Below are 25,124 nucleotides of genomic sequence, written 5' to 3' on the forward strand. Positions count from 1 at the left end.
GTATGGCTATGAACCGCACCGCTGACGCCTTTGAAGATGAAGCGTTTGACGCCGCCGACGAGTTCGTCGCCGAGGACGCGTACACCCCGCAGGAGCCGTTGAACGCGGCTCCTGAAGATCCGTTCTATGATGCGGAAAGCATTGAACGCCGGATGCTGGGTGAAGAGGATGGCTTTGGCGATGTGAACACAGCCGCGCAGCCTGCTGCGGATCCCGGCGCCCGCCCGTTTGGCGCGCGTCTGGCCGACGCCAATCAGAACGCTGGCTATGATGATGAGTTTGACGGCTATGAGCCCGCGGCGCCGTTGCGCCCGGCTCCGGCCCCGGCGCGCGACGCCCAAGCCGATCCGTTCGGGGATGCGGATTCCCTGCCGCTGACATCGCCCATCGGATCGGGCGGCATGAGCGGCGAGATCTCGGCGGTGTCCGGCCCTGATGAATCCCTGATCAACCAGCCTGTGCCGCGCATCGCGATCCATGCATTCTGTGAGAGCCCGGAGACCGGGCGTCTGATCCATCACGCCGCGGATGACCGCCGCATGGCGCGCACCCATGTGACCGTCGAGCTGGGCGGTCTGTCCGCCGCCATCGAGCGCTTCCATGACGAAAGCACGCCGGAACTGCTGATCCTTGAGACCGGCATGCGCGGTCGTGAATTGTTCCAGCAGCTTGAAGATCTGGCCGCGGTCTGTGACGGCGACACCAAGGTGATCATCATTGGCGCGGCCAATGACATCACCCTGTATCGCGAGCTGATCAAGCGCGGGGTGAGCGAGTATCTCGTGCCGCCGATGACGCCGCTGCACCTGATCTCGACGATCTCCGGCCTGTTTCTCGACCCTGAAGCGCCGTTCGCCGGCCGCTCCATCGCCTTTATCGGCGCCAAGGGCGGGGTGGGGTCGTCCACCATCGCTCATAATGTGGCCTGGCAATTGACCGAAGGTCTGCGCTCGGACGCGGTTCTGGTGGATCTCGATCTCTCGTTTGGAACCGCCGGTCTCGATTTCAATCAGGACCCGGCCCAGACCATCGCCATGGCGCTTGAGGAGCCGGACCGGCTCGATGATGCGCTGCTGGATCGCCTGCTGGTGCGCTGCACGGAACGGCTCAGCCTGTTCTCCGCGCCGGCGACGCTGGAGCGCGACTGGGATTTCGGATCCGAAGCGTTTGAGACCGTGCTCGACAAGGTGCGCCGTCAGGCGCCGTTCGTGGCGCTCGATCTGCCCCACGCCTGGAGCCCCTGGGTGCGCCAGACCCTGCTCAGCGCCGATCAGGTCGTGGTGACGGTGACGCCCGATCTCGCCAGCCTGCGCAACGCCAAGAACCTGTTTGATCTGGTGCATAACGCCCGCCCCAATGACGAGCCGCCCAAAGTGGTGGTGAACATGGCCGGGTGTCCGAAAAAACCTGACATTCCGCTCAAGGATTTCTCGGATGCGCTGGGCGCGGCGCCGGTTCTGGTCCTGCCGTTCGAGCCCGCGCTGTTCGGCAAGGCCGCCAATAACGGCCAGATGATCCCTGAAGTGGATCCCAAGTCGAAAGCGGCGGACGGGTTCTCTCATCTGGCTGCGCAACTGACTGGTCGCGCGCCGGCCTCGCCGCGTCGCAAATCCCTGTTCGGCTCGCTTCTGGGAAAAGGCTAACGCTCGCTCATGTTCGGTAAGCGCCCCACCGGTTCGCAGACCCCGCCGAAATCGTTCGGCGGCGGCGCTCCGCGTCCGTCCCAGGGCGGCGAGAGCGGCGTTGCGACCCAGTCGCGCCCGCCTGCGCCCCAGTCGGCCCCGGCAAAACCGGCGTCGGCCGCCCCGGCGGCTCAGGCTGCGACCGCTCCGGCCCCTGCCGCTGCGCCCAAACCCAAGCCGAAACCGTCTGCTGCGCTCAAGCCCAAAGCCGCCAACCAGGCCGCCACCATCGGAACCGAGCGGTCGGCGGAGTACTATGCGGTCAAGACCACCATCTTTAACGCCCTGATCGACACCATCGATCTGGGTCAGCTCGCGCGCCTGGACAATGAAACCGCGCGCGATGAAATCCGCGACATCGTCACCGAGATCATCTCGATCAAGAACGTGGCCATGTCCATCGCCGAGCAGGAGCAATTGCTCCAGGACATCTGCAATGATGTGCTTGGCTATGGTCCGCTGGAGCCCTTGCTGGCGCGCGACGACATCGCCGACATTATGGTCAACGGCGCAGGCGACGTGTTCATCGAGGTCAATGGCCGGGTTCAGAAGACCAATATCCGCTTCCGCGATAACGGCCAGCTGATGAATATCTGTCAGCGCATCGTGTCCCAGGTGGGCCGCCGGGTGGATGAAAGCTCGCCGATCTGTGACGCGCGTCTGGCCGATGGCAGCCGGGTGAACGTCATCGCCCCGCCCTTGTCTCTGGACGGCCCGACGCTGACCATCCGGAAATTCAAGAAAGACAAGCTCAAGCTCCAGAACCTTGTGGAGTTCGGCTCGATCTCGCCGGAAGGCGCGCGCATCCTTGAAATCATCGGCGCCTGCCGCGCCAATGTGCTGATCTCGGGCGGCACCGGTTCGGGCAAGACGACGCTTCTGAACTGCCTGACCGGGTTTATTGGCGAAGACGAGCGCATCATCACCTGCGAAGACGCCGCGGAACTTCAGCTCCAGCAGCCTCATGTGGTGCGCCTTGAGACCCGCCCGCCGAACCTTGAGGGTCAGGGCCAGGTCACCATGCGGGATCTGGTGAAGAACTGTCTGCGGATGCGCCCCGAGCGGATCATCGTGGGCGAGGTGCGCGGACCTGAATCCTTTGACCTGCTGCAGGCCATGAACACCGGCCATGACGGCTCCATGGGCACGCTGCACGCCAACTCGCCGCGCGAGGCGCTGAGCCGGATTGAATCCATGATCACCATGGGCGGCTACAACCTGCCCACCAAGACGATCCGTGAGATGATCTCGGGCTCGATCGACGTGATCATCCAGGCCGCGCGCCTGCGCGACGGCTCGCGCAAGATCACCCATGTCACCGAAGTGCTGGGCATGGAGGGCGATGTGATTATCACCCAGGACCTGTTCCTGTATGAAATCACTGGCGAAAACGAAAACGGCGACATTACCGGCCGTCATGTCTCCACCGGCATCGCCCGTCCGAACTTCTGGGAACGCGCGCGGTATTTCGGGCTCGACGCCCAGCTGGCCGCCGCTCTCGACGCGTCGGAGGCCTGAGCCATGCCCCCCGAACTCGCCCTCTATGTCGCCGCTGGATGCGCCTTTATCGCCGTGGCCGGCGTGGGCTTTGCGTTTGTGGGGTCCGGCGAGGAGAAAAACCGCAAGATGCGCCTGGAGGGCGCGGTGGGCGGTCCCTTGCAGACCGGGCGACGCCGTGTCTCGGCGGTGGACAGCGCCAACCAGAAGCGTCGCCAGATTCAGGAAGGCCTCAAGGAGCTCGAAGAACGCCAGAAGGCCGAGCGCAAACAATCGCTCACCCTGCGCGCACGTCTGGACCAGGCAGGCTTGTTGAAAACCGGGCCGATGCAGTTCTGGATCATTTCCGCCATTCTGGGGATCGTCGCGGCTTTCGCTGTCATCGTTGCGGGCCTGAATCCGCTGATCTCGATCGCCGCCGCCGTTATCGCCGGGCTCGGCCTGCCGCGCTGGGTGCTGGGGATGATGCGCAATGCGCGCCAGAAGAAATTCACCGAGAATTTCGCCGACGCGCTCGACATCATCGTGCGCGGCGTCAAATCCGGTCTGCCGCTCAATGAAACCCTGAAGATCATCGCCCAGGAAGGCGAGGCGCCGGTGAGGCAGGAATTCCAGCTTCTGGTGGAAGGCCTCGCCGTCGGGGTGGATGTGGAAGAAGGCATGCGCCGGATGTATCGCCGCATGCCCTTGTCTGAATTGTCGTTTTTCACCACCGTGCTGGCCATTCAGCAAAAGGCGGGCGGCAATCTCGCCGAGGCGCTCAACAACCTCTCCACGGTGTTGCGCGCGCGCAAGATGATGCGCGAGAAAGTCGGCGCGCTGTCGTCTGAAGCCAAGGCTTCCGCCTGGATCATCGGCTCCTTGCCGCCGGGCGTGGGGGTGATGGTGTCGATCATGTCGCCCGATTACATGACGCCGCTTCTGACCACGCCGACCGGGCATTTCCTGCTTCTGGGCGGCGGTGTGTGGATGCTCACCGGGATCCTGGTCATGCGCAGCATGATCAATTTCAAAATGTAGGGGGGCGACATGAGTGATTTCATCAACTGGATCGTCACCCCGGCCAATCTGTTCGCGGTCATCGCCGCCGGGCTTGTCTTTGCGACTGTGTGGACGCTGTCCGCGCCGGCGTTCGGCGGCAATGACCTGAACAAGCGTATGAAAGCGGTCGCCAATCGCCGCGATGAACTGCGGCGCAAGGCGCGCGAGGAGCTTGAGAAGTCCGCCGCTGAGAAAAAGGGCGGTCTGCGCGGCAAGGATACGCGCTCGCTCTATCGCAAGGTGGTGGAGAAGCTCAATCTCGCGACCTTGCTGGAAGACGCCAATCTGAAAACCAAGCTGGTCCAGGCCGGCTACCGGGGTCAGGGCCCGGTCTACGCCTTCTATTTCGCCCGCTTCGCCATTCCGCCCGTGCTGGGGCTGATGGGATTCGTCTATCTCTGGGTGGTCAATGATTTCGGCTTGCCGCTGATGCAGCGCCTGACGGTGGTGATGGGGCTGGCGGTGCTGGGCTATTATGCGCCGGGCATTTACCTGTCCAACAAGGCCGCCAAGCGGCGCGACTCCATTATGCAGGCCTTTCCGGACTCGCTAGACCTGCTGCTGATTTGCGTTGAGGCGGGCATGTCCATCGAAGCGGCCCTGCACAAGGTCGCGGCCGAAATCGGCACGAACTCGATGGAGCTGGCCGAGGAATTGTCCCTGACCAACGCCGAGCTGGCCTATCTTCAGGACCGGCGCATGGCGTTTGAGAATCTGGGCAAACGCACCAATCACGCCGGGGTTAAGGCGGTGGCGACCGCCCTGATCCAGGCGGAGCGTTACGGTACGCCGCTGGGTCAGGCGCTGCGGGTGATGGCCAAGGAAAACCGCGACATGCGCATGAGCAATGCGGAGAAGAAGGCGGCGGCTTTGCCGGCCAAGCTGACTGTGCCGATGATCCTGTTTTTCCTGCCGGTTCTGTTTGTCGTGATCATCGGTCCCGCCGCGATCAGTTTCCAAAACATGTAAGCCCCGCTAGGGTGTGGCTCGCGCTTTGGTCTATGTCGAAGCGTCGCGTTCAGAGGGAGCCGTCAAGGCATGTTTGGTGGTGAAAAGGCTGTAGCCAAGCGTCGGGAGGCGATCCGGATCGCCGATCAGGCGGCGGAGCACGCCCTGGATGCGCTGGCCGAGGGAGACCTCTCCCGCGCTCGTCAGGAATTGTCCGCTGTCCCTCGCAAACTCAAATTCGCTGATGGCGGCTGGAAGCCGGCGTTGGCGGCCGCTGTGGTCGACCTCGCCAGCGGCAAGCGCCGGTCGGGCAACGCCCGTTTGCTGGAAGTTTGCGCCGGGCTTGATGAAACGTCGCTGAGCAAGGACGACAAGGGCTATCTGCGCCTGTACGCGCTCTATCGCGCCATTGAAGCGTCCAAGGATGGCCGCGCGCCGGTCGAGTTGCGGGCTGAAGCGGAGAATTTCCGCTTTGACCAGATCATGGTCAGCCAGTCGCTGAAGACCCGGTTTCCGCTCAAAAAAGTTGAAGACGTGCAGACCGCCCCGCCGCCCATGTCGCCCCCGCCCGATGTGGGCGAGGTCTAGGCGCGCTCAAGGCGGCAGGCTAGCCGCCGAGCGCTTCAGAGCCCCGAAGCTGATCCCAGCTGCGCGGGCTGCTCATCAGGGCGCGGATATATTCAAGATTGGCGTCCGCCATTTCAGGCGTTGAATCAATCAGCGCGATCTCGCGTGCTTCATCAAACCGGCCTTGCAGCGCCAGCGCCATGGCCAGATTCTGCCGCACTTCCGGGCCTGCCGTCACGGTTTGCATGGCTTGACGCAGAACCGTCTCGGCGCGTTCGGGTTCACCGCCCAGCAGATAGGACAGCGCCAGATTGTTCAGGATCGCCGGCTCGCCGGGCGCGAGGCCCAGGGCTTCCTGGAAACGTACGCGGGCCTGGTCAGGCCGCCCACTCTGGTCGAGTGCGACGCCCAGCGTGTTGATCAGGCGCCAGTCCGGTTCGCCCGCATTGAGCGCCCGCATCAGATACTCCACCGCTTGCGCGCCGCGCCCGTCCGCCGTCAGCGCCATGCCGTAGGCGCTCAGAAGCTCTTGATCGGCCGGATAAAGCGCCAAGGCCTGCCGTGCGACTTCCGCCGCGCGCTGACTGGAGCCCAGCTGGCGCAAAACGTCGGACAATTCATAGGCGGCTTCGCGGTCGCCGGGGTTCAGCTCATAGGCTTCCGCCCAGAACGCCGCCTGGGTCAGAAGGTCCTGATTATGGATGGCGTCGCGCTCGGCCGCCGTGGCGGGCGCGATGGAGCGTCCTTGCAGGGTTTCCGTCAGCTCTGCTTCCTGATCGGTGGGTTGCAGCTCGGCATGGGTCGCGCAGCCGGACAGGGCGACCAGACTGGCGGTGATCCACAGCGCGGTGATTGCGGGAGACGGGCGGGCCATGCTCTACCTTTTTGACGTCAGGCTGTACGCATCCAATTGTATGCAGTGAGAGTGCCTGTGAGCCGGTCAAGAAGTCGTTAACGTTTCCACCGTGTTCACCTTTGGCGCCTCATGCCTGCAAGACCCTTGTGTGATTGAAAGAGTTAGCATGACCGACCTTTTCGCCTCGCCTTCAGACTTCGCCCGCACCGCACGCCTCGTCACGGCTTCCGGCCTGGAGGCCGAGCTGTCGCGTCTGAGCGATGCAAGCGCCGCCCATGCGCGCGCCAGCGGGTTCGAGGCGGGACCGGGGCAGGTGGTGATGCTGCCGGGTGAGGCGGGGCTCGATGCGCTGGTCGGCGCAGGCGCGGGTCAGTCGCCTTTTGACGCTGCGGGCGCGGCCTTGGCCCTGCCGGAAGGCGATTGGGCCTATGACGGCCTGCCCGAGGGCTGGGACGCGACCCAGACCGCCATCGCCTTTGCGCTCGGCGGGTATCAGTTCACGCGCTACAAATCCCCCAAGCGCGCCCCGGCGCGTCTGGTGACGGCGCAACATTGCGATGTGGCCGAAGCCGAACGCGTCGCCAAAGGGGTGATGCTGACGCGCGACCTGATCAACACCCCGGCGGGCGACATGCTGCCGTCGCATCTGGAAGACGAGGCGCGCAAACTGGCTGAGGCGCATGGCGCTTCAGTCAGCGTGATCACAGGCGATGACCTGCTGGCGCAGAACTATCCGATGATCCATGCCGTGGGCCGCGCCGCGACGGACGCCCCGCGCCTGATCGAGTTTGAATGGGGCGATGAGAGCCATCCGCGCTTGGCGCTTGTGGGCAAGGGGGTGTGCTTTGACTCCGGCGGCCTCGATATCAAACCCGCTGACGGCATGCTGCTGATGAAAAAGGATATGGGCGGCTCCGCCACGGTGCTGGGCCTCGCCTCCATGATCATGGACGCCAAACTGCCGGTGCGCCTGCATGTGCTGATCCCGGCGGTGGAGAACGCCATTGCGGGCAACGCCTTCCGCCCCGGCGACATCCTGACAAGCCGCAAGGGCCTGACCGTTGAAGTGGGCAATACCGACGCGGAAGGCCGGCTGGTGCTGGCGGACGCCATCACCAGGGCGTGCGAATCCGATCCCGAGCTGCTGATCGACATGGCGACGCTGACCGGCGCCGCGCGTGTGGCGATGGGACCGGATGTGGCGCCGTTCTACACCGATGTGGACGCCATCGCGGAAGGCGTCGCCGAGGCGGGCGCGGCCATTGACGATCCCGTCTGGCGCCTGCCCTTGTGGAACCGCTATGACGATTGGCTCGACAGCCCGATCGCCGATCTAAGCTCCACCGGCTCTGGCCGTTTCGCCGGCTCGATCACCGCGGGATTGTTCCTGCGCCGGTTCGGATCGGACGCGAAAGAGTGGGCGCATTTCGACATTTTCGGCTGGACGCCGACGGCGCGGCCGGGGCGTCCGCAGGGCGGTGAAATGCTCGCGGGCCGAGCCGTCTACGCCTATCTCAAGACCCGTTTCGGAGCCTGATCCATGCGCGCCGCTCCTGTCACCTATCAAGTCACCGCCGGGGTCTCCGCGCTGCGCCGCACGCCGGCCGATGACGGAGCCATGGACACCCAGCTTCTCGCGGGCGAGACCTTTGAGGTGAGTGAGGAGGCGAATGGCTGGGGCCGGGGACGGGCGCCGCTCGACGGCTATGAAGGCTGGGTGGACATGGCGACGCTGTCCGCCCCCGCTCTGATCCCGACCCACACCGTCAAGACGCTGCGCACCTATGTCTATTCAGAGCCGGACCTGAAAAGCGCCCCGGTGTGCCTGATCTCCATGAACGCCAAGATCGTCGGCGCCCGGCGCGAAGGGCGCTTCATCGAGGCGCAGCGCATGGGCTGGGTGTTTGACGGGCATTTGCGCGCGGTGGGCGAAGACGCCGAGCCCGACTGGGTCGCTGTGGCGGAGCGGTTTGTTCACACGCCCTATCTGTGGGGCGGCAAGGAAAGCCTGGGGCTTGATTGCTCCGGTTTGATCCAGACCGCCATGGAGGCGGCGGGACGCTTCATCCCGCGCGATTCCGGACAGCAGGAAGCCTGGGCGAAAGAGCACGGGGAAGCTGTAACGCTGACCGAGGATTTCAGCGGTCTCCAACGCGGCGACCTGGTGTTCTGGCCCGGGCATGTGGGCGTGATGACGGACGCGGACACTTTGCTGCACGCCAATGGCCATCACATGATGACCGTGGCCGAGAACCTGTCTCGCGCCGCTCGAAGGATCGCCTTTCATTATGCGCCGCCGACCGGCGTCTATCGGCTGGGCTAGGCTTCGTTCATCCTGTTGATTAAAGCTTGATCAAATTCCGTCTGTTATCGTTCGCACAGTGCTTCAGGATACTGCGTGGATGAAGGAGACGCCTGTGCTCGGCAGGGTGAAACTTAATGACGAGCCGGGGCGACTGGCCGCGCTTTATCGCTATCAGGTGCTCGACACCGGCCCGGAACGCCCGTTCGAGACTGTGGTTTCCTTGATCGAGGATCTGCTGGAGACGCCAATCTGCGCGGTGAACCTGCTTGACGCCGACCGTCAGTGGTTCAAGGCGCGTCGCGGGCTGGATGTCTGCGAGACGGCTCGCGAGATCGCCTTTTGCAGTCAGGCCATCGAGCAGGCCGAGCCTCTCATCGTACCCGACGCCGCGGCGGACCCGCGCTTCGCCGAGAACTCGATGGTGACGGGCGAGCCGCATATCCGCGCCTATGCCGGCGTGCCGCTTGTCTCTCCCGACGGCTACCAGATTGGTACGTTGTGCGCGATCGACACCAAGCCGCGCGACTTTGCCGAGCATGAAATCAAGCTGCTCACCAAGTGCGCCAAGCTGGTGGTTGATGAGCTGGAGCTGCGATTGCAGGCGGGCACGGATGAGCTGACCGGGGTGATGTCGCGCCGGTACTGGATGATGACGGTCCAGGAAGAGATCCAGCGCGCGGCGCGTAACGCCAACTTGTTGTCGATCGCCATGTTCGACATCGACAAGTTCAAACGCATCAATGACACCTATGGCCATGCGTTCGGCGATCTTGTGATCAAGAGTGTGGTCAACGCCTGTCTGGAGCATGTCCGGGCCGGCTCCAAGCTGGGCCGCCTGGGGGGCGAGGAATTTGTGCTCCTGTTCACCGAATGCGCCCTGGACCAGGCGGTGGTCGCCGCCGAACGGTGTCGCCGCGCCATCGAGGACATTCGTCTGACGGCGCCCAATGGCGACGAGGTGCGCGTCACCGCCAGCTTTGGCGTTGCGCCGCTGTTTTCTTACTCGCTATCGTCTGATGATCTTATCGAACTGGCCGACCGCGCGCTCTACCGGGCCAAGCATGCGGGCCGAAACCGGCTGGAAGTGGGCCAGGTGGCCGCCAACATCTACCCTGACAGCGCCTGATCAGATCAGGGCGTTCGCCAGATAGGGCAGGCTGACATCCATGCGGTAATCAATGGCGGAATGAGTGTCGGGGAACTCTTCATAGCGGTGTTTGACGCCCAGCTCGGTCAGGCGCCGGGTCAGGCGCCGCGCGCCATAGACCAGGTCGTACTGGTCCACGTCGCCGCAATCAATGAACAGCGCTTTCAGGGTGTTGAGCCCGGCATGATGGGTCTCCACCAGGGTCAGCGGATCCCAGGCCAGCCAGTTTGACCACAAGTCCTGGATGCGCTCGCAGGTGTCGAGCGTCACCGGCAGGCGCACGCCGAAGGGCTGACTGGGATCAGGGTCATAGGTCGCCGCCATCGCAAACGTCATCAGGGCGTGAATATCGTCGCCCTTGGGCTTTTCACTGGTCTCAAGCTGATGGATGAACGCCTCCACCGAGCCATGCTTGGCGATGGCGCGCAGGGCTGCGGGAAAATCGCGCGCATAACACAGCTCAAACGCCATATCGCCGGAATGGCACGCCGCAGCCGCCCAGAAATCGTTATGCTTCAGGGCGTGGACGATCGAACCATAGCCGCCCGAGCTTTTGCCGAACACGCCGCGCTTGCCCGCGCCGCCGCAGTTGAACCGGCTTTCCACTGCGGGCACGAACTCGGTGATCAGGATGTCCTCCCACGGCCCCATGGCGGACGAGTTCACATACTGATTGCCGCCCAGGCGCGTGAAGCAGTCGGGAAACGCCACGACCACCGGGGGCAGCACGCCGTCGCCGATCAGCCGATCCAGGCGCTCAGGCACGTTCTCCCCGAAATTCTTCCACGCGGTATGAGACAGGCCGGAGCCGGTATAACCGGTCAGATCCACCAGCAGGGGCAGGTCCGTCCCGTCATGACCATGCGGCGTATAGACGTCGATCTCGCGCGCCGTGGGATCGCCCAGCAGATTGCCTTCAAGCAGCTTGGAGTGGACCGTGATCCGGGTCAGCGTTCCGGCAGGGTGCGTGGTGCGACGGGTCATGGCAGGCTCCTTGGATCAGGCAGGGCGTCGTGAGCGGAAGGCGGCGGTCAGCGTCCCGTCGTCGAGATAATCTAGCTCGCCGCCCACCGGCACGCCGCGCGCCAGCGAGGTGATGTCCACGCTCGCTTCGGCCAACTTGTCGGCGAGGAAATGGGCGGTGGTCTGGCCGTCCACCGTGGCGTTGAGCGCCAGGATGATTTCCTTGACGTCCTCACGGCCCGCCCGCTCGATCAGGCCGGCCACGTTGAGGTCTTCAGGGCCGACGCCGTCGAGCGCGGAGAGCACCCCGCCCAGTACATGATAGCGGCCGCGAAAGGCGCTGGCGCGTTCCAGCGCCCACAGATCGCCCACGGTCTCCACCACGCAGATAACGCTGTCATCGCGGCGGTGATCGCTGCACACCGCGCAAGGATCGGTGACGTCAAGATTGCCGCAGGTCGAGCAGGCGCTGACCTTCTCCGCCGCCTCGGCGAGAGCGTCGGCCAGCGGCATCATCAATTGCTCGCGCTTTTGCAACAGAGACAGCGAGGCGCGCCGCGCCGAGCGCGGCCCCAGGCCGGGCAGCTTGGAGAGGAGCTGGATCAGACGCTCGATTTCAGGACCAGCGGACATGGGCGCCTCGATTGGGAATCACTTTTGTGAGGGTAGGGCGCGAGGCTAGCCAAGGCTATATGGGCGGCCAGCAAGCGACATTGCGAGTGCTCGCGTCCCTGTTTACGCCTTGTCCATGCATCAAGGGAGCTGTTAACTGGATGCAACTCATGAGGGTGGGCTAGTTGCGGGGGGCGAGGGGTGACGGGCGAATCGATAAAACCACAAGAAATCCGCACCTTGACGGTATTAAGAGGTGTTGCTGCCAGTTGGGTCGTTCTTTTTCACTTCGCCGGCCACTTTAACTTGAATCTGAAAAGCGTGACCATCATCGCCAATGGTTTTCTGGCGGTGGACCTGTTCTTCTATTTGAGCGGCTTCATAATTTTCCTTGTATATTTTCAAGGCTTTGAAAGAGGTCGCTTCAGATTTTTCGACTTCATCAAGAAGCGGTTCGCTCGTTTGTATCCCGTCCATTTCGTCACAACAGTGCTGATCGCGGGCCTTTTCCTGGTATCAGCTGCAGCGGGCATCCGTCCCTTGCCGGACACGTTCAACGCTTACCATTTCCTGATCAATATTCTGATGGTGCATGCATGGGGTCTGAGCGGATCCCTCAGCTTCAACTATCCCTCATGGTCTATCTCAGCGGAAATGTTCGCATATGCGCTGTTCCCCATTATGGCTCTGTTTGTGCTCAAGTTCAGGCTTTGGATCGTTGGACTGACCGCCTTTGTGCTCCTGAGCCTGCTGGCGATTTTCGCTCGCGAATGGCTTGGTCGTCCTCTGGTGCACCTGACCTATGACTTCTCGATCCTCAGGATTTTGCCTGAATTCCTGATCGGCGGGTGGACGTACATGGTCGTCCGCTCCCTTTCACGGCCTTCCCCAACCGTAGTGAGGATTGCATGCGCTGGCTCTGTATTGGTCACGCTGGTGCTGTTCTCGGTCTGGGAGGCGTCGGTGTATATGACGCTGATTTTCCCGGTCCTTATCGCAAGCCTTTATCTACTGGAAACAGGTCGTGAAGAGCAGGCGACGCCTAAGGGACCAGCATTCCTGATGCTGCCTTATGAGAGCTTGGTCTATCTGGGGAAAATCTCGTACTCACTTTACATGATCCACGCCTTTTTCGAGATGACGTGCTTCAGTGTGATCGAAAAAGTGTTTGACCATCCGGCCGACGCCGTACCCTTGTTTTGGCTTTTCCCGGTCATGATACTGACCTTTGTCGGCGCCGCGATTGTCTACGAGCTTGTTGAAAAGCCCGGTCGAAAATACACGCTGGGCGTTCTAGTCGGACGTAAGTCCTGAGACCTTAGGCGGGGAGCTAGCCCCTAGAAGGGTCCCGGCTTGGTGCCGAAGGGCAGGTCGATGCCCGGCGGCAGGCCCATGCCTTTGGTGGCGTCGCTCATGGCGTCGGCCTGGGCCTTGTCGGCCTTGCGCTTGGCGTCGTTATGGGCGGCCTTGATCAGGTCTTCCAGGATGGCGGGGTCTTCGGGATCGATGACGGATTTGTCGATCTCAAGCCCGCGCATTTCGCCCTTGGCGGTCAGGGTCAGCTTAACCAGGCCGGCGCCGGCTTCGCCGGTGACTTCCAGCGTCTCCAGACGTTCCTGGGCTTCGGCCATCTTGGCCTGCATTTCCTGGGCTTTCTTCATCAGCCCGCCAAGGTCTTTCATCGCGAGTTCTCCTGCCGCGCAGTGTCTTGATCGTCATCATCAGATGTGGGGAGCGCCGGCGCTTCGTCAACGGTGATGATCTCCGCGCCTGGAAACAGGGTCAGCGCCTTGATCATGGCCGGGTCGCGCCTTATGGCGTCCATGCGTTCTTCATGCTGGCGCGCGCGGCGCTCGGCGATGGTCTCGCCGCCCTTGGTGTTGGGCTTTGAATCCACCAGCCAGCGTTCGCCCGTCTGTTCTTGCAAGAAAGCGGCGATGCGGCCGCCCAGATTGCTGGGGGCGTTCTCGGTGGGCTCAAAGACAATCGCGCCGGGCTTCATCGACACCGGGCGGAAGCAGCGCTCCACATCGAGCTTGAGCCCGATATCGCGCGCAGCGTCGATCATCTCCATCATCGCGTCGAGATCTTTGGGCCCGACGGGTTCGGGCTCCGGCTCAGGAGCGTGAGCGGCGTTCGGTCCGGACGGCGCCTCGCCCCCCGGACCGGACTTAGGGTTTGCGCCACCGCCTGACGGGGCGATCCCGGCGAGCAGGCGGGCGGCGTCTTCGGGGCTCGGCAGGCTGGCCGCCGCCATCAGGCGGATGACCGCCATTTCCGCAGCCGAGACCGGATCGGGCGCATTGCGCACATCATCAAGCCCGGTCAGCGTGGTCTTCCACAGCCGCCCCAGCGAGGCGAGGGAATGGGCCTCGGCCAGTTTCGCCAGCCGGTCCACGGTTTCCTGCGCCTCGCCCAGATCCGCGTCCTTGCCGGCCGCCTTGATGCGGCTGACTGCGTGCAGATGATCCAGAAGATCGCGCATCAGAACCTGCGGGTCGGCGCCTGAGTCATACTGGTGGCGCAGCTCGTCGAGCGCATCCTTGGCGCGGTTTTCCAGCGCCGCCTCCAGAAGGTCCAGCACGCGCGAGCGGTCGGCGAGGCCGAGCATGTCGCGGATCTGCTGGGCGGTGACGGTCTCGCCCCGGTCGGCCTGAACGATGGCCTGATCCAGCAAGGACAGGGCGTCCCGCACCGAGCCTTCGGCGGCGCGGGCGATGGCGGCCAGGCCGTCGCGGTCGACGCTGGTGTTCTCTTTGTCGCAGATGCGCGCCAGATGGTCGGTCAGAACCTCGCGGTCCACGCGCTTGAGATCAAAGCGCTGACAGCGCGACAGCACCGTCACCGGCACTTTTCGGATTTCGGTGGTGGCGAAGATGAACTTCACATGCTCGGGCGGTTCCTCGAGCGTTTTCAGAAGCGCGTTGAAGGCCGAGGTGGACAGCATGTGCACCTCGTCAATGATGTAGACCTTGTAGCGCGCGCTGACGGGCGCATAGCGCACCCCGTCGAGAATCTCGCGGATATCAGAGATGCCGGTGCGGGACGCGGCGTCCATCTCCATCACATCCACATGGGCGGAGCGCGCAATGGCGTCGCAATGTCGGCCCGGCGGGGTGAGGTTGATGGAGGGCTGGTGCACCGTGTCGGTGTCGTAATTGAGCGCGCGGGCGATCAGGCGCGCCGTGGTGGTTTTGCCCACCCCGCGCACCCCGGTCATCATATAGGCGTGGGCGATCCGGCCAGACGCGAACGCATTGGTCAGCGTGCGCACCATCGGCTCCTGGCCGATCAGGTCGTCAAAGGTCTGGGGGCGGTATTTGCGCGCCAGCACCTGATAGCCGGGATCATCCTTGGGCGTCTCGGGCTCAAGACCGGGCAGGGCCGGGCCGTCATAAGCCTCTGTCGCTTCTGACTCAGGCGCGTCGGAGTGGGGATCATCCATCACAGGATCGGGTCCTTCGCGCGGGCCGCGCGCCCAAGGGTCTGGGGGCTGCGGGAGATGAACTGACGCGGAAGACGGCGGAAGACCGGACGGCGACCCGAACCGAAACTCGTTACGGCTGCTTCCTTCCGGACCTGACCGGGTTGGCGAGGGGCTCGTCCGCCGCCGGCCTTCCTGTAGGCAATATCGCGATTGAGGCGGGCAAACGCAAGACGCGCGGGCAGATGTCCACAGCTTGCCGGTTTTTCACTTTTCATCCATGCCCGACTGCGCTCGACTGGAGGTTCTGGCGGGGAACGGGCGCTGAGACCCGTCGCTGACCAGAGCTGGTTGAAAGAAAAAGACACGAAAGACGGTCAAGATGAGCCTGAAAACACTCACTATTGCTTTGGGATTGAGCCTGGGAGCGAGCCTGCCGGCCCTGGCGAAGCAAGACGCTCCCCATAGCCCTCACGTGCAATCGGTGGACGCCCACCGGTTCGCCGCGCTGTTTGACGCCCATGATGGCGCGCTCGATGCCGAGCTTTTGCAGGCTGAGTATCTGGACGGCGCCGGTCGGGGCGTCGAGGTGTTCACGCCTAGTCGAATTCAGAATGCGGACAACCTGGCCCGCGCCGTCGCCGAAGACCCTGAGGCGTATCGTCGGGGGATCGAGGTTTGCCTGCCCATCGCGGACTCGATGAACGCCGAGCTGCAAGAGACTTACGCCGCCATGCAGCCGCTTTTCCCCGGTCGTGACCTCCCCGAGATCCATGTGGTGTTCGGCGCGGGCAATTCAGGCGGCACCGCCGCCTCCGACGCCCTGGTGCTGGGGCTCGAAGTGATTTGCCGTGTTGGACAGAGCGAAGAAGAGATCCGCTCGATCTTCCGGTTCTTTTTCGCCCATGAAGCGGTTCACGCTCTGCAGACCCAGAATATGGACGCCTTCGCGCGCGATCCCCTGCTCTACATGTCGCTTCTGGAAGGGCAGGCGGATTATGTCTCCCTGCTGGTGACGGGGCAGGTCCCCACCCAGAGCCGGCATGACTGGGCGGTCGAGAATGAGGACGGGTTGTGGCCGGAATTCTCCCGGGATCGCCGCATCCTCAAGGCGGCCGCAGAAGCAGGCGCGAGTTATGGAAACCTGCCGCCGGAGGCCGCGACGGCGCTGACGCGCTGGCACGCCAACGCCGGTCGCGCCCCGGATGGTTGGCCCTATGAGCTGGGCTATTGGATGGGACGCCAGATCGTGGCCGATTACGTGACCCGCGCAGACGACCCCGATCAGGCCCTGATCGACCTTCTGAACATCACCGACCCTGTCAGGGTGCTCAGCCAGACCCGATACTATGATCAGGCGGGCGCGGACGCCCGATAGGGAAATGACGCGGAGCGGCTTGGGCGGTTTGCGCCCTTGCCATCTTTGCGTGCGGCATATCATCATGACCACGGGAACGGGGTTTGATGATGGCGGAGACGTTGCTCGATTTCATGGCGGAAAGCGCCGAGGCGACAAGCGTTGACGCGTTGTGCCGCCTGTTTGAGCAGTACGCTGAAACGCTTGGCGTGGAAGCGGTCGGCTATCAGATCCTGCCCAGCCCGTTTGAGGCGTCCGACGCCGATAACCAGTTTGAGTACAATACCTTTCCAGACCTCATGAAGGACGCCTATCTGGGCGAGCGCCTGTTTGAACACGACCCCGTCACCAGCCGGGCGGCGATGGCGCTGCATCCCCAGTTCTGGTTCGAGGTTGAACAGACCACGCCGATCACCCGGTATAGCCAGCGCATCTTTGACTTGTTGCGTGAGAGCGGATTCGTGGACGGGCTGACCACGCCGATTTTCGGCCCGGCCGGTCTCGCCGCCTATGTGGCGTGCGGCCGGTTCAGCGCGCCTTTTGATCTGTCAGCGATGGATTGCCGATGCCTTCAGCATGCCTGCAACGAGCTTTACGCCTGTACGCTCACGCTGCAGAAGCGCAAGGCGCTGACGCCGCCGAACCTGTCGGAGCGCGAGGTGGAGGTGCTGCACTGGCTGGCGCGCGGCAAAAGCAATGCGGTGATCGCCGATATTCTGGGCGTTTCTCCCCACACCGTGGATACGGTCATGCGACGCGCCTTCGGCAAATTGGGGGCTTCAAACCGGGTCGCCGCTGTGCTTAAGTCGCTAAGAGCTGGTTTGATAACGCTCTAACCGCTTTCACCCCACATGGATTGCGCCATTAAGGCGAAAATGTGCATCGAATAGGGCCGCTGCGCCCCTATTGGTCCCTGAATTACGGGACGTGACCTTCAGTCAGATTTAACTATACCCGCGCCTCCGGCGAAAAACCGCCAGCGATCTGCATCGGAGTGTGTGTTTGAACGATCATGAGTTCATCCAATTTGTCTTTGAACAATTCAAGCAAATGAAATTGGACGGTGAAAACCCTGATCTGGCTCATCTTATCCCGGCAGTCAGCGCGCAAAAGGCGTCTGACTGGGACAGCATCGCCATCAAACTGGCGATCTGGCGCTGGGTGCGGATCCGCGGACAAGGCGACGCCGAACGGGAAATGAGTTTGTCCGACCGCCTGATCTATTCCGCCTTCCGCGACGCTGTAAAGCTGAGCGGGCGAGAAGAACTGGCTGCGCAAGCGGACTATGACAATGATTTTTACGCGGAGCTGATCAGCTCCGCCGCCTAGATGCGATCCGTGCTGCGCTCCAGCGCTTCGCGCAGGAATGCGGCGTGTTGATCAAGCACCGCGATCAGACTGACATCTCCGCCTTCCGCCACCAGACGGTCAATCCAGATATCGACGACGCGCGCCTGGCTATCGAGCCAGTCGGTGACGGAGGGCGAGGTCGGGACTCGGCGGGGGGTTGAAAATTCCAGAATGGCGCTGGCCATGGCGACTCTCTTAGTTGCGAACTATTCTCATTCTTAAGAGTGACTCCCGGCTTGTCCAGCCCTGATGTCGCCTTTGCGGAGTTTGTCGCAGTCCTGACCATGGCATGCGGGCGAGGTCCGCTGGCCCCGCCCGTCGTCAGTTATGCATGTGTTTTGCTGCGTTCATAAGCATCAGCGCGCGTCGAGACGGGGCGCTTTGACGGTCCAGGCGATATAAGCCGTCGGCAGGGTGAACGCGTAGAGAATCGCCCCCCATATGATGGCGTTCCAGTGATCAAAACTGCTCGGACGCCACAGGCCGAACCGCCCGCTATCCGCCACATCCAGCGAAATCGCCAAATAAATCAGCCCGATCAGGCAGAGCCCGGTGAAAACCTTGTAGGAAAAGGCGTAGGCGCGTTGACGCAGTTGCAATTCGAATTCGTCCAGCTTGTCCGCTTGTCCGCTTGTTCGCCGACGATGCGTTGCTGATAGGACGGAGCGAGATAGACGAACGCGCCCAGTGAGATCAGGAGCAAGGCGAGCCATGCCAGCGCACCGATCATGCCTGCGGGTCCGGCTGCGGCGTCGGGCGCGAAGAGCAGGCTGAGGCAGCCGGCCGGATAGGCCAGAAGGGCGAGCGATGAGGCGAGCCGGATTGCGAAACCTGAACGCACGGGCGCCGGGCGCTCTTGGGGACTGCGATAAAAGAAGGTCATGACGGATCTGCTCCTGTCTGGCCCGCGCCAGGATCTGCGGGGCGTGCGATCTGGGGCTTGAACGGTTCGAAGGCGAATATCGACTCGATGCTCACCCCGAAATACTCGGCAAGGCGCATCGCCAGTTCGAGCGAGGGGTTGAAATCCCCGCGTTCGAGATATCCCACCGTCTGGTAGTTCACGCCAATCGCTTGCGCGAGATCCTTGCGCGACAGTCCGCGCTCGGCGCGTAGGACGGGAAGGCGGTTATGGATCGGGCGTGTCATCAATCAGTCTGGCTCCTTGCGGTATAAGTCATGGCTAAAAAACATCGTGATGTAAAATAAAATGTTGTACATCTACAATAAATCGTGTGAGTCCTAGCACGGTGCAGATGCAGAAAACCCCCGCGTCCGGGACGCGGGGGTTTCATCTGGCCTGTGTGCCGGGCTGCTAAGACGCAAATCGCTTAGAAGCGGAGCACATAACCGATGGAGAACGCGTCGGCGTCGCCGTCGCCTTCATACTCATAGCGGGTGTAGTCCAGGCGCACGGCGTTGGGGCCGGAGACCGTCCATTCCAGACCGCCGCCGAATGCGAACGCGTCAGAGCTGTCTTCAAACTGAGCGCCCGCGAAAGAGGCGTCGATCTCGTGATAGGCGTAGCCCAGGCGGCCATAGACAGAGACTTGCTCGGCCAGCGGGTATTGCGCCTTGGCGAAGACGCCCAGGCCGTAATCAAGGCCCACATCGCCGGAAACGCCGGCGATGGTCAGGTCTTCGTCTTCAAGGCCGACCAGCAGCTCGCCTTCAACGCCGAAATACTCGGTGATGTCGTAGCCGCCGCGGATGTTGATCACATCAAGCTCGACATCGGAGGCGTCAAAATAGGTGTAGCCGGCGCCCAGATGCCATTTGGAGTCTTGAGCGGAGGCGCCGCCAGCGATCAGCAGGGCGGCGGCGGTGGAGAGGAGAATCGTCTTTTGCATGGTTTTTGTCTTTCTGTGACGCTTTGGATCGCGGTTCTTGGCCCAGCCCGCGCCTATAGCTGCGCCTCGAAACCGGGTCTTACAAGATGCGAGCTGACGCTGAAAATGCGTGAAAATACGCAGTGTTGCACTTAGGCGACGCACTGTGACCAAGCGATGGCGAAGCGTGGCGAGGCCGTGACGAAACCCGGTCGGAATTTCGTCACGGCCTAACCCCGTTAACGCTCCGGCAAGGCTTAGGCGGCGGCCGACTTGGTCCAGGTTTGCGGCTTGAACGCGTCGTCCACCGGAGTTTCGGCGATGTGGTTGGCGTAATTGGAGATCGTCTTCAGCGCGGTGGCGGTGATGACGTCAAAAATGTTCGCCTTGGTGAAGCCGGCGTCCAGGAAGGCCTTGATGTCGGCTTCGCTGGCGTAGCCGCGCTCTTTCACCATCGTACGGGCGAACTGCGCCAGCGCGTCCAGACGCGCATCCGGCAGGGGCGCGCCAGAGCGCAGGGCGTCAAGGGTCGGCGCATCGACGCCGGCGCCGCCGGCCAGCGTGGAGTGGGCCGCCATGCAGTAATGGCAGGTGTTCTCATAGGACACGGCCAGAAGCACGACCTGGCGCTCGGCCGGGGTCAGGCTGGTCTTGTCCACAATACCGGCGAGGGTGAGATAGGCTTCGGCTGTTGCGGGGCTTTCCGCCAGCGTGCCGAGAAGGTTCGGCACGAAGCCGAACGCGCCCTTGGCGGTCTTCAGAACCGGGCGGGCGGCTTCAGGGGCGTTGGTTTCGTCGTACAGGTTAAACTCGGTCATGGGATGCTCCATCGGGGGGACAGCGTCGCGATGTGCGGCGCGGGTCGGTGTGACGATGGGCAGATGGGAGGGGTCGGGGACGAGCGAAAGCCTTTGGTCGATCAACACGTTTTCACAGGAATGCGAGCGATCGGGATTCTGTTTCGGGCTGGCGTCATCGGGGCGATGCGCGGTAGAAACCCGTCATGACGATGACCTTCACCGACGCCGCGCTTGATCACGCGGGATTGCTCCGGTCCAAACCGGACTGGATCGAAAGCCAGCTTGCCGACCGCAAGGCGCAGGCTGTTTTGTTCGCCGGCGGCGATCTGGCGCTGAATGAACAGGGCGGGCCGCTGATCATGCGGGCGAAATACGCCGCGCGTCTGCCGCTGAAAGCGCCGGGCCTGATCTTCATCGGCGTGCTGGACGGCCAGCCTTGGTTCGCCGGGGCGCTGGAGCCTGGCGTCGCCGAGAAGGGGCCGGACTTTCGGCATAGCGCCGCTGACGCGCCCTCAGACCTCGCCAGCGTGCTTGGACGGGCGCGTTCGCTGTTGATGTGGCATCGCGAGCACCTGTTCTGCTCAAACTGCGGCGCGAGCACGGATGTGGCGGACGCCGGTTCGAAACGGGTCTGCCCCAGCTGCGACACCGAGCATTTCCCGAGGGTCAATCCCAGCGTGATCATGCTGGTGCATGCAGGCGATCAATGCGTGCTGGGTCGGCAGCCGAACTGGCCTGAAGGCATGTACTCCACGCTGGCGGGGTTCATGGAGCCCGGCGAGACCATCGAAGCCGCCTGTGCGCGCGAAGTGGCCGAGGAGGTCCATCTGAAGGTGACCTCTGTGGAGTATGTGGCCAGCCAACCCTGGCCCTTTCCCTCCCAGCTCATGATCGGGCTGATGGCGGAAGCGGAGCCGGGAACCCTTGTGCCCGATGATGATCTGGAGGATGCGCGCTGGTTCACACGCGACGAAGTGCGCGCACTTTTCAACACTGAGGTGAGCCGAATGATGCCCCGGCACTTCTCAATCGCGCGCATGCTGATAGAAAGATGGTTGTCGGCCGACTCGGGCTGAGAAGTGCGACGCCCTGTCGCGCTTGTCAAAATGAGCTGGGCAATACCTTTCGAAGCGGTGTGAACTGGTTGCCTCTTTCGACGGAGCATGCCAAACACCGCGCACACTCCATTTGTCTCAATAGGGATCGGTGAGGACGCTCATGGGCTCTCTTTTCTTCAATAAACTGGCTGCCGCTCTCCTGGCGGTCGCCCTGGTCATTCTGGGGCTGACGACGCTGGGCGACAGCCTGTTCCATGCTGAACAGCCCGAGCAATTCGGCTATCCGGTGGATCTCGCCGCCCTCGAGGGCGCCAGCGGTCCCGCCGAGGAAGAAGTGGAAGGTCCGGTTGATTTCGGCGTTCTGCTCGCCAGCGCGGACATCTCCGCCGGGGAACGCGTGGCTCGCCGCTGCGCCAGCTGCCACTCTTTCGACTCCGGCATGGCGGACGGCACCGGCCCGCACCTGTGGGGCGTTCTGGGTCGCGCGGTCGCTGCGGTTGACGGCTTCAATTACTCCGCCGCCATGGAAGAGTATGGTGAGACCACGGCCGACTGGCATTATGAAAACCTCTACAACTTCCTGGAAAGCCCGCGCCGCTACATGCCGGGTACGGCCATGAGCTTCGCCGGTCTGCGCGACCAGGAAGATCGCATCAACCTGATCGCCTACATGCACGAGCAGGGCAGCTCGGACATGCCTTTCCCCGAACCGCTTGCGGTCCCGGCTGAAGAGGGCGACATGGCGGAAGGCGAAGCCGCGGCTGACGCTGAGATCGTCGAGACCCTGGATGAGGCGGAAGCCTCAATCGAGGAAATGGACGATGTCGACATCGAAGTCGACGCGCCCGCCGAGCCGCAGCCTGAAGGCGGCGAAGAGCTCTAGCTCTTACGTTCAAGGCACACAGAACAGGGCGCGTCCGGTCGGACGCGCCCTTTTTGTTGATGGGATTGAGGGCTTAGCCGCCCTGACCGCTGAACCAGGCTTCAAACAGGGGCGCGGCGTGCGCGCTGTAATAGAGCGCTTCAGGCATGTCCTTGCGCACTGCGGCGCGGGCCTCGTACCAGGCGCTGAACTCTGCCGCGCTGGCATCCGCAGGTCCGTAGGCCGCATCAAACTGCGCCTCCAGCGCGTTCAGCTCTGACGCATCGACCAAAATCCAGACATGGGTCAGCGAACCGTCGGCGAAGACGAACTCGGCCAGGCGCGGGGCACCGAGAAACGCATATCCCTGACAGTCGATCTGCACATGGCTTGAGTGCGCCAGCGGCAGCTCAGCCGGATCAAGCGTGCGCCGGGTCTGGCTCTCGCAAATCCTTGAGAGAGCGGGGGCGTTGACCTGTTCGGAGGCGCCCAGGGTGACGTCAGGCTCAAGCGGAAGCGTCAGGGCGAGGGTCAGAAGAGAGATGAGCATTCAGGCGCGCTCCATACGGGGCCTGCGCCCCAGCGGCGCAGTGCGTATGGACAAGATGACGCTGCGGTCGGTTTTGGATGCAGGCGTATGGCGGCCCTAGCCGCCATAGCGCTTCTTGACGCCGAACAGGATGGCGATGGCCCCGAAGTACAAGAAGGGCCGCAGCGCGGCGGACAGGGCGTGCATGTCCATGCGGGCGAAGGCGAGGTCCAGCGCGAAATTGGCCGGCATGTCGCCCGCGCTCATGAATTCCAGCGAGAAGCGCAACAACACATCCACCGCATAGGCGATCAGGGCCGCGCCGGTCAGCTGTCTCCAGCGTCGCATGGCCAGCGCCGCAACAATCCCCGCCATGAGGATGAAGGACAGATCAAAGAATGTGAAACCGGCCCATAACAGGCTCCAGGCGTCATTGCCCGCCATGCGTCCCCCCTTCGCCAGCCTCTGATCGAGGCGTTTGTAGTGTGTTTCGCCCCCCAGGGCGCAGACAGCTTACTTGACGGCGACGCCATGCTCCAGCGCCCGGACGAGCTTGGCGATGTCGGAGGCGGCGTCAGACGCCGGATAGCGCGATTCCAGCATAACCTGGGCGCGAATCGCCTGGGGCACATGTGGGTCGCGGCGCACAATGCCCGCCAGCGGCGGCCGGAAGCCCAGAAAGCTCTCACACGTTTTTGCGAAGCCCAGATAGGCGTGATGGGCGGCGGCGGGATCGGGCGCGTTATTGACCACCACGAACGGGCAGGCGCCTTCATCGCGCATGCGCAGGGTTTTCACGAAGGCGTAGGCGTCGGTCAGCGAGGTCGGCTCGTCATTGATGACGATGAGCACGTCGTCGGCCGCGGCGGCGAGACGGATGGTGGAGCGTTCCGCGCCTGCGGCGAGATCAATCAAGGTGCGGTCATAGGCCATGGAAGCGGCGGTGACGCCGGCGGCCAGCCGGTTGACGTTTTCAAGGTCGAGCCCGGCCAGCGCCGCAGAGCCGGACGGACCGGCGATCAGGTCGAAACTGCCTTCGCCAACAGAATTCACCGCTTCAGCCAGGCTGAGATCGCCTGCCACGACGGACGCCAGATCACTGGCGGCGCTGACGCCCAATTGCACGTCCACATTGGCCATGCCCAGATCCGCATCCACCAGCAGGCTGCGTTGACCGCGACGGGCGAAGGCGTGCGCCATGGCGATGGCCAGCGTGGTCTTGCCCACACCCCCTTTGCCGGACGCGATGGCGAGGAGCGGTCCCGCCTGTCGCGGCGCGCTGAGCGCGAGACTGGCGTCGGTGGCGAAATTGGTCATGCCGGGAGCTCCTCTCCGGGGTCTTCCAGTAGCAATCTGGACAGGCGCAGCGCGGTCGCCGGGGCCAGCCCGTCGCCGATATAGGGCGAGGCGGAGATCTGAGCGTAGGCGAGCCCTGCCTCTCCAAACGCCAGCAATGCGCCCAGTCGGCGTGCAATGTCGAGCTTGGTGGCGATCACCCGGCCAGCCCCGATCGAGCTGAACAGGGCGGCGGCGTCTTCGGCGTCGCCCGGCGTCATGCCCGCATCCAGCACAGCGACGATCTCACCATCGGCCGCGTCGGCGAGCCCGGCCAGATCATCGAGCTGATCAAGATCAAACGGGTTCAGCCCCGCCACATCAATCAGCACGGGCCCGGCGCGGCTTGATTCCAGCAAGGCGCGCAACTCACGCGGTCCCGTCACGCCTTCAAACGGCAAATCGAGCGCGTCGGCATAGGCGGTCATCTGTTCTGCGGAGCCGGCGCGGCTATCGGCGCTGATCAGCATGGGCGCATGGCCTTGGGTGACGGCGCGGGCGGCGAGCTTGGCGAGGGCGGAGGATTTGCCAGAGCCCGGCGGCCCGGCCAGAAGCACAGGGCGTCCGGGGTCCGGCTCAAGCGGATGCACGCCATAGCGTTGATCGAGCGCCCGGGCGAGGGTGGCGGTGGCCTCCCCGTCTTCAAGCGCCATGGCGCTGTCCATCAGCGCTTCGGAGGCGCGTTCAGGCGGCAGGTGCCAGCCCAGGGCGCGGGCGATCCGGGTCAGACCTTCATCAGCTTCGCCCCGCGCCTTGGTGCGCGCCTGATCACGGCGCGCCAGAGCGGTTTCCGGGGTCTCGCCCTTGGCGTGAACCGCGCCGCGTTCGGCGGCTGCGCGCACTTCCACCCCGCCCTCAGGGGCGTCCGTGGTGGAAATGATCACCGCGTCCGGGCCCAGCTCACGGCGCACTTGCTCCATGACGGTGCTCAAGGTCTGTCCTGTGAAAGTGCGCAGGCGCAT

Annotated in this window: 28 protein-coding genes and 1 other RNA gene; 14 read left to right on the plus strand and 15 right to left on the minus strand. The window is 63.4% G+C overall.

The features are described 5' to 3' along the window. Nucleotides 1–8 precede the first annotated feature (8 nt). The 5 genes from G405_RS0110555 (at nt 9) to G405_RS0110575 (ending at nt 5,756) form a co-directional block, all read left to right on the plus strand. Nucleotides 9–1,643: an AAA family ATPase gene (locus tag G405_RS0110555; RefSeq protein WP_022701490.1), complete on the plus strand. Its 1,635-nt coding sequence runs from the start codon at nt 9–11 to the stop codon at nt 1,641–1,643. 9 nt (nt 1,644–1,652) lie between these two features. Then, nucleotides 1,653–3,200, plus strand: coding sequence for a CpaF family protein (locus tag G405_RS0110560; RefSeq protein ID WP_022701491.1), 1,548 nt, complete (start codon nt 1,653–1,655; stop codon nt 3,198–3,200). A 3-nt stretch (nt 3,201–3,203) separates the two neighbouring features. Beyond that, nucleotides 3,204–4,199: a type II secretion system F family protein gene (locus tag G405_RS0110565; RefSeq protein ID WP_022701492.1), complete on the plus strand. Its 996-nt coding sequence runs from the start codon at nt 3,204–3,206 to the stop codon at nt 4,197–4,199. A 9-nt stretch (nt 4,200–4,208) separates the two neighbouring features. Continuing rightward, the gene (locus tag G405_RS0110570; RefSeq protein WP_022701493.1) at nt 4,209–5,189 is read left to right on the plus strand and encodes a type II secretion system F family protein; all 981 of its coding nucleotides are present in this window, start codon (nt 4,209–4,211) and stop codon (nt 5,187–5,189) included. 69 nt (nt 5,190–5,258) lie between these two features. Continuing rightward, nucleotides 5,259–5,756: a hypothetical protein gene (locus G405_RS0110575; RefSeq protein WP_022701494.1), complete on the plus strand. Its 498-nt coding sequence runs from the start codon at nt 5,259–5,261 to the stop codon at nt 5,754–5,756. 19 nt (nt 5,757–5,775) lie between these two features. Here the strand turns inward: G405_RS0110575 and G405_RS0110580 are convergent, their stop codons facing one another. Continuing rightward, entirely contained in the window at nt 5,776–6,609 is an 834-nt protein-coding gene (locus tag G405_RS0110580; RefSeq protein WP_022701495.1) for a tetratricopeptide repeat protein, read from the minus strand. Between the two features lie 148 nt (nt 6,610–6,757). On the opposite strand from G405_RS0110580, the gene G405_RS15780 reads away from it, so the two are divergent. The 3 genes from G405_RS15780 (at nt 6,758) to G405_RS0110595 (ending at nt 10,022) form a co-directional block, all read left to right on the plus strand. After that, nucleotides 6,758–8,128: a leucyl aminopeptidase family protein gene (locus G405_RS15780; RefSeq protein WP_022701496.1), complete on the plus strand. Its 1,371-nt coding sequence runs from the start codon at nt 6,758–6,760 to the stop codon at nt 8,126–8,128. Between the two features lie 3 nt (nt 8,129–8,131). Continuing rightward, nucleotides 8,132–8,914, plus strand: a complete 783-nt coding sequence (locus tag G405_RS15785; RefSeq protein WP_022701497.1) for a C40 family peptidase — start codon at nt 8,132–8,134, stop codon at nt 8,912–8,914. A gap of 79 nt (nt 8,915–8,993) precedes the next feature. Next, entirely contained in the window at nt 8,994–10,022 is a 1,029-nt protein-coding gene (locus tag G405_RS0110595; protein ID WP_022701498.1) for a sensor domain-containing diguanylate cyclase, read from the plus strand. Here the strand turns inward: G405_RS0110595 and G405_RS0110600 are convergent, their stop codons facing one another. Continuing rightward, the gene (locus tag G405_RS0110600; RefSeq protein ID WP_022701499.1) at nt 10,023–11,027 is read right to left on the minus strand and encodes an alpha/beta hydrolase; all 1,005 of its coding nucleotides are present in this window, start codon (nt 11,025–11,027) and stop codon (nt 10,023–10,025) included. Between the two features lie 15 nt (nt 11,028–11,042). Next, nucleotides 11,043–11,639, minus strand: coding sequence for a recombination mediator RecR (gene recR, locus G405_RS0110605; RefSeq protein ID WP_022701500.1), 597 nt, complete (start codon nt 11,637–11,639; stop codon nt 11,043–11,045). Nucleotides 11,640–11,819: 180 nt separating this feature from the next. On the opposite strand from recR, the gene G405_RS16595 reads away from it, so the two are divergent. Beyond that, entirely contained in the window at nt 11,820–12,932 is a 1,113-nt protein-coding gene (locus G405_RS16595) for an acyltransferase family protein (RefSeq protein WP_084683464.1), read from the plus strand. A 23-nt stretch (nt 12,933–12,955) separates the two neighbouring features. Here the strand turns inward: G405_RS16595 and G405_RS0110615 are convergent, their stop codons facing one another. The 3 genes from G405_RS0110615 to ffs form a co-directional block, all read right to left on the minus strand. Continuing rightward, the gene (locus G405_RS0110615; protein ID WP_022701502.1) at nt 12,956–13,300 is read right to left on the minus strand and encodes a YbaB/EbfC family nucleoid-associated protein; all 345 of its coding nucleotides are present in this window, start codon (nt 13,298–13,300) and stop codon (nt 12,956–12,958) included. Next, nucleotides 13,297–15,063, minus strand: coding sequence for a DNA polymerase III subunit gamma/tau (locus G405_RS0110620; protein WP_022701503.1), 1,767 nt, complete (start codon nt 15,061–15,063; stop codon nt 13,297–13,299). The genes G405_RS0110615 and G405_RS0110620 overlap by 4 nt, the downstream gene beginning before the upstream one ends. A gap of 77 nt (nt 15,064–15,140) precedes the next feature. Then, an RNA gene (gene ffs / locus G405_RS16830) (signal recognition particle sRNA small type) lies at nt 15,141–15,237 on the minus strand. A gap of 187 nt (nt 15,238–15,424) precedes the next feature. Here ffs and G405_RS15795 point away from each other — a divergent pair. From G405_RS15795 to G405_RS0110635, 3 genes are all read left to right on the plus strand, one after another. Then, nucleotides 15,425–16,420, plus strand: a complete 996-nt coding sequence (locus G405_RS15795) for a hypothetical protein (RefSeq protein ID WP_156861471.1) — start codon at nt 15,425–15,427, stop codon at nt 16,418–16,420. 89 nt (nt 16,421–16,509) lie between these two features. Next, on the plus strand, nt 16,510–17,235 hold the full coding sequence (locus tag G405_RS16600) for a helix-turn-helix transcriptional regulator (RefSeq protein WP_169447517.1): 726 nt from the start codon (nt 16,510–16,512) through the stop codon (nt 17,233–17,235). A gap of 166 nt (nt 17,236–17,401) precedes the next feature. Further along, on the plus strand, nt 17,402–17,728 hold the full coding sequence (locus tag G405_RS0110635; RefSeq protein WP_022701506.1) for a hypothetical protein: 327 nt from the start codon (nt 17,402–17,404) through the stop codon (nt 17,726–17,728). Here the strand turns inward: G405_RS0110635 and G405_RS0110640 are convergent. The 5 genes from G405_RS0110640 to G405_RS0110665 form a co-directional block, all read right to left on the minus strand. Then, nucleotides 17,725–17,934 carry a hypothetical protein gene (locus G405_RS0110640; RefSeq protein WP_022701507.1) on the minus strand — a complete coding sequence of 70 codons (210 nt, stop codon included), beginning with the start codon at nt 17,932–17,934 and terminating at the stop codon, nt 17,725–17,727. The two genes, G405_RS0110635 and G405_RS0110640, sit on opposite strands and share 4 nt — an antisense overlap. Nucleotides 17,935–18,105: 171 nt before the next feature. Next, on the minus strand, nt 18,106–18,348 hold the full coding sequence (locus G405_RS16605; RefSeq protein ID WP_022701508.1) for a hypothetical protein: 243 nt from the start codon (nt 18,346–18,348) through the stop codon (nt 18,106–18,108). 280 nt (nt 18,349–18,628) lie between these two features. Beyond that, nucleotides 18,629–18,898: a helix-turn-helix transcriptional regulator gene (locus tag G405_RS15810; RefSeq protein ID WP_022701509.1), complete on the minus strand. Its 270-nt coding sequence runs from the start codon at nt 18,896–18,898 to the stop codon at nt 18,629–18,631. Nucleotides 18,899–19,080: 182 nt separating this feature from the next. Beyond that, a complete protein-coding gene (locus tag G405_RS0110660; RefSeq protein ID WP_022701510.1) occupies nt 19,081–19,599 on the minus strand; it encodes a porin family protein in 519 nt (172 codons plus the stop codon). Nucleotides 19,600–19,835: 236 nt separating this feature from the next. Then, a complete protein-coding gene (locus tag G405_RS0110665; RefSeq protein ID WP_028284735.1) occupies nt 19,836–20,396 on the minus strand; it encodes a carboxymuconolactone decarboxylase family protein in 561 nt (186 codons plus the stop codon). A 185-nt stretch (nt 20,397–20,581) separates the two neighbouring features. Here G405_RS0110665 and nudC point away from each other — a divergent pair, with 185 nt between their 5' ends. Together nudC and G405_RS15815 are read left to right on the plus strand one after the other, a co-directional pair. Next, complete coding sequence (gene nudC / locus G405_RS0110670; RefSeq protein WP_022701512.1) at nt 20,582–21,454, plus strand: NAD(+) diphosphatase; 873 nt, start codon at nt 20,582–20,584, stop codon at nt 21,452–21,454. 142 nt (nt 21,455–21,596) lie between these two features. After that, nucleotides 21,597–22,319 carry a c-type cytochrome gene (locus G405_RS15815; protein ID WP_022701513.1) on the plus strand — a complete coding sequence of 241 codons (723 nt, stop codon included), beginning with the start codon at nt 21,597–21,599 and terminating at the stop codon, nt 22,317–22,319. Nucleotides 22,320–22,392: 73 nt separating this feature from the next. Here G405_RS15815 and G405_RS15820 read toward each other — a convergent pair whose 3' ends face one another. The 4 genes from G405_RS15820 to G405_RS0110695 form a co-directional block, all read right to left on the minus strand. Next, entirely contained in the window at nt 22,393–22,848 is a 456-nt protein-coding gene (locus G405_RS15820; protein ID WP_022701514.1) for a hypothetical protein, read from the minus strand. 96 nt (nt 22,849–22,944) lie between these two features. Beyond that, complete coding sequence (locus G405_RS0110685; protein ID WP_022701515.1) at nt 22,945–23,271, minus strand: hypothetical protein; 327 nt, start codon at nt 23,269–23,271, stop codon at nt 22,945–22,947. A 69-nt stretch (nt 23,272–23,340) separates the two neighbouring features. Continuing rightward, a complete protein-coding gene (locus tag G405_RS0110690; protein WP_022701516.1) occupies nt 23,341–24,144 on the minus strand; it encodes an AAA family ATPase in 804 nt (267 codons plus the stop codon). Then, entirely contained in the window at nt 24,141–25,124 is a 984-nt protein-coding gene (locus tag G405_RS0110695) for a flagellar biosynthesis protein FlhF (protein ID WP_022701517.1), read from the minus strand. The genes G405_RS0110690 and G405_RS0110695 overlap by 4 nt, the downstream gene beginning before the upstream one ends.

The sequence above is a fragment of the Oceanicaulis alexandrii DSM 11625 genome, assembly GCF_000420265.1.
GTDB lineage: Bacteria > Pseudomonadota > Alphaproteobacteria > Caulobacterales > Maricaulaceae > Oceanicaulis > Oceanicaulis alexandrii.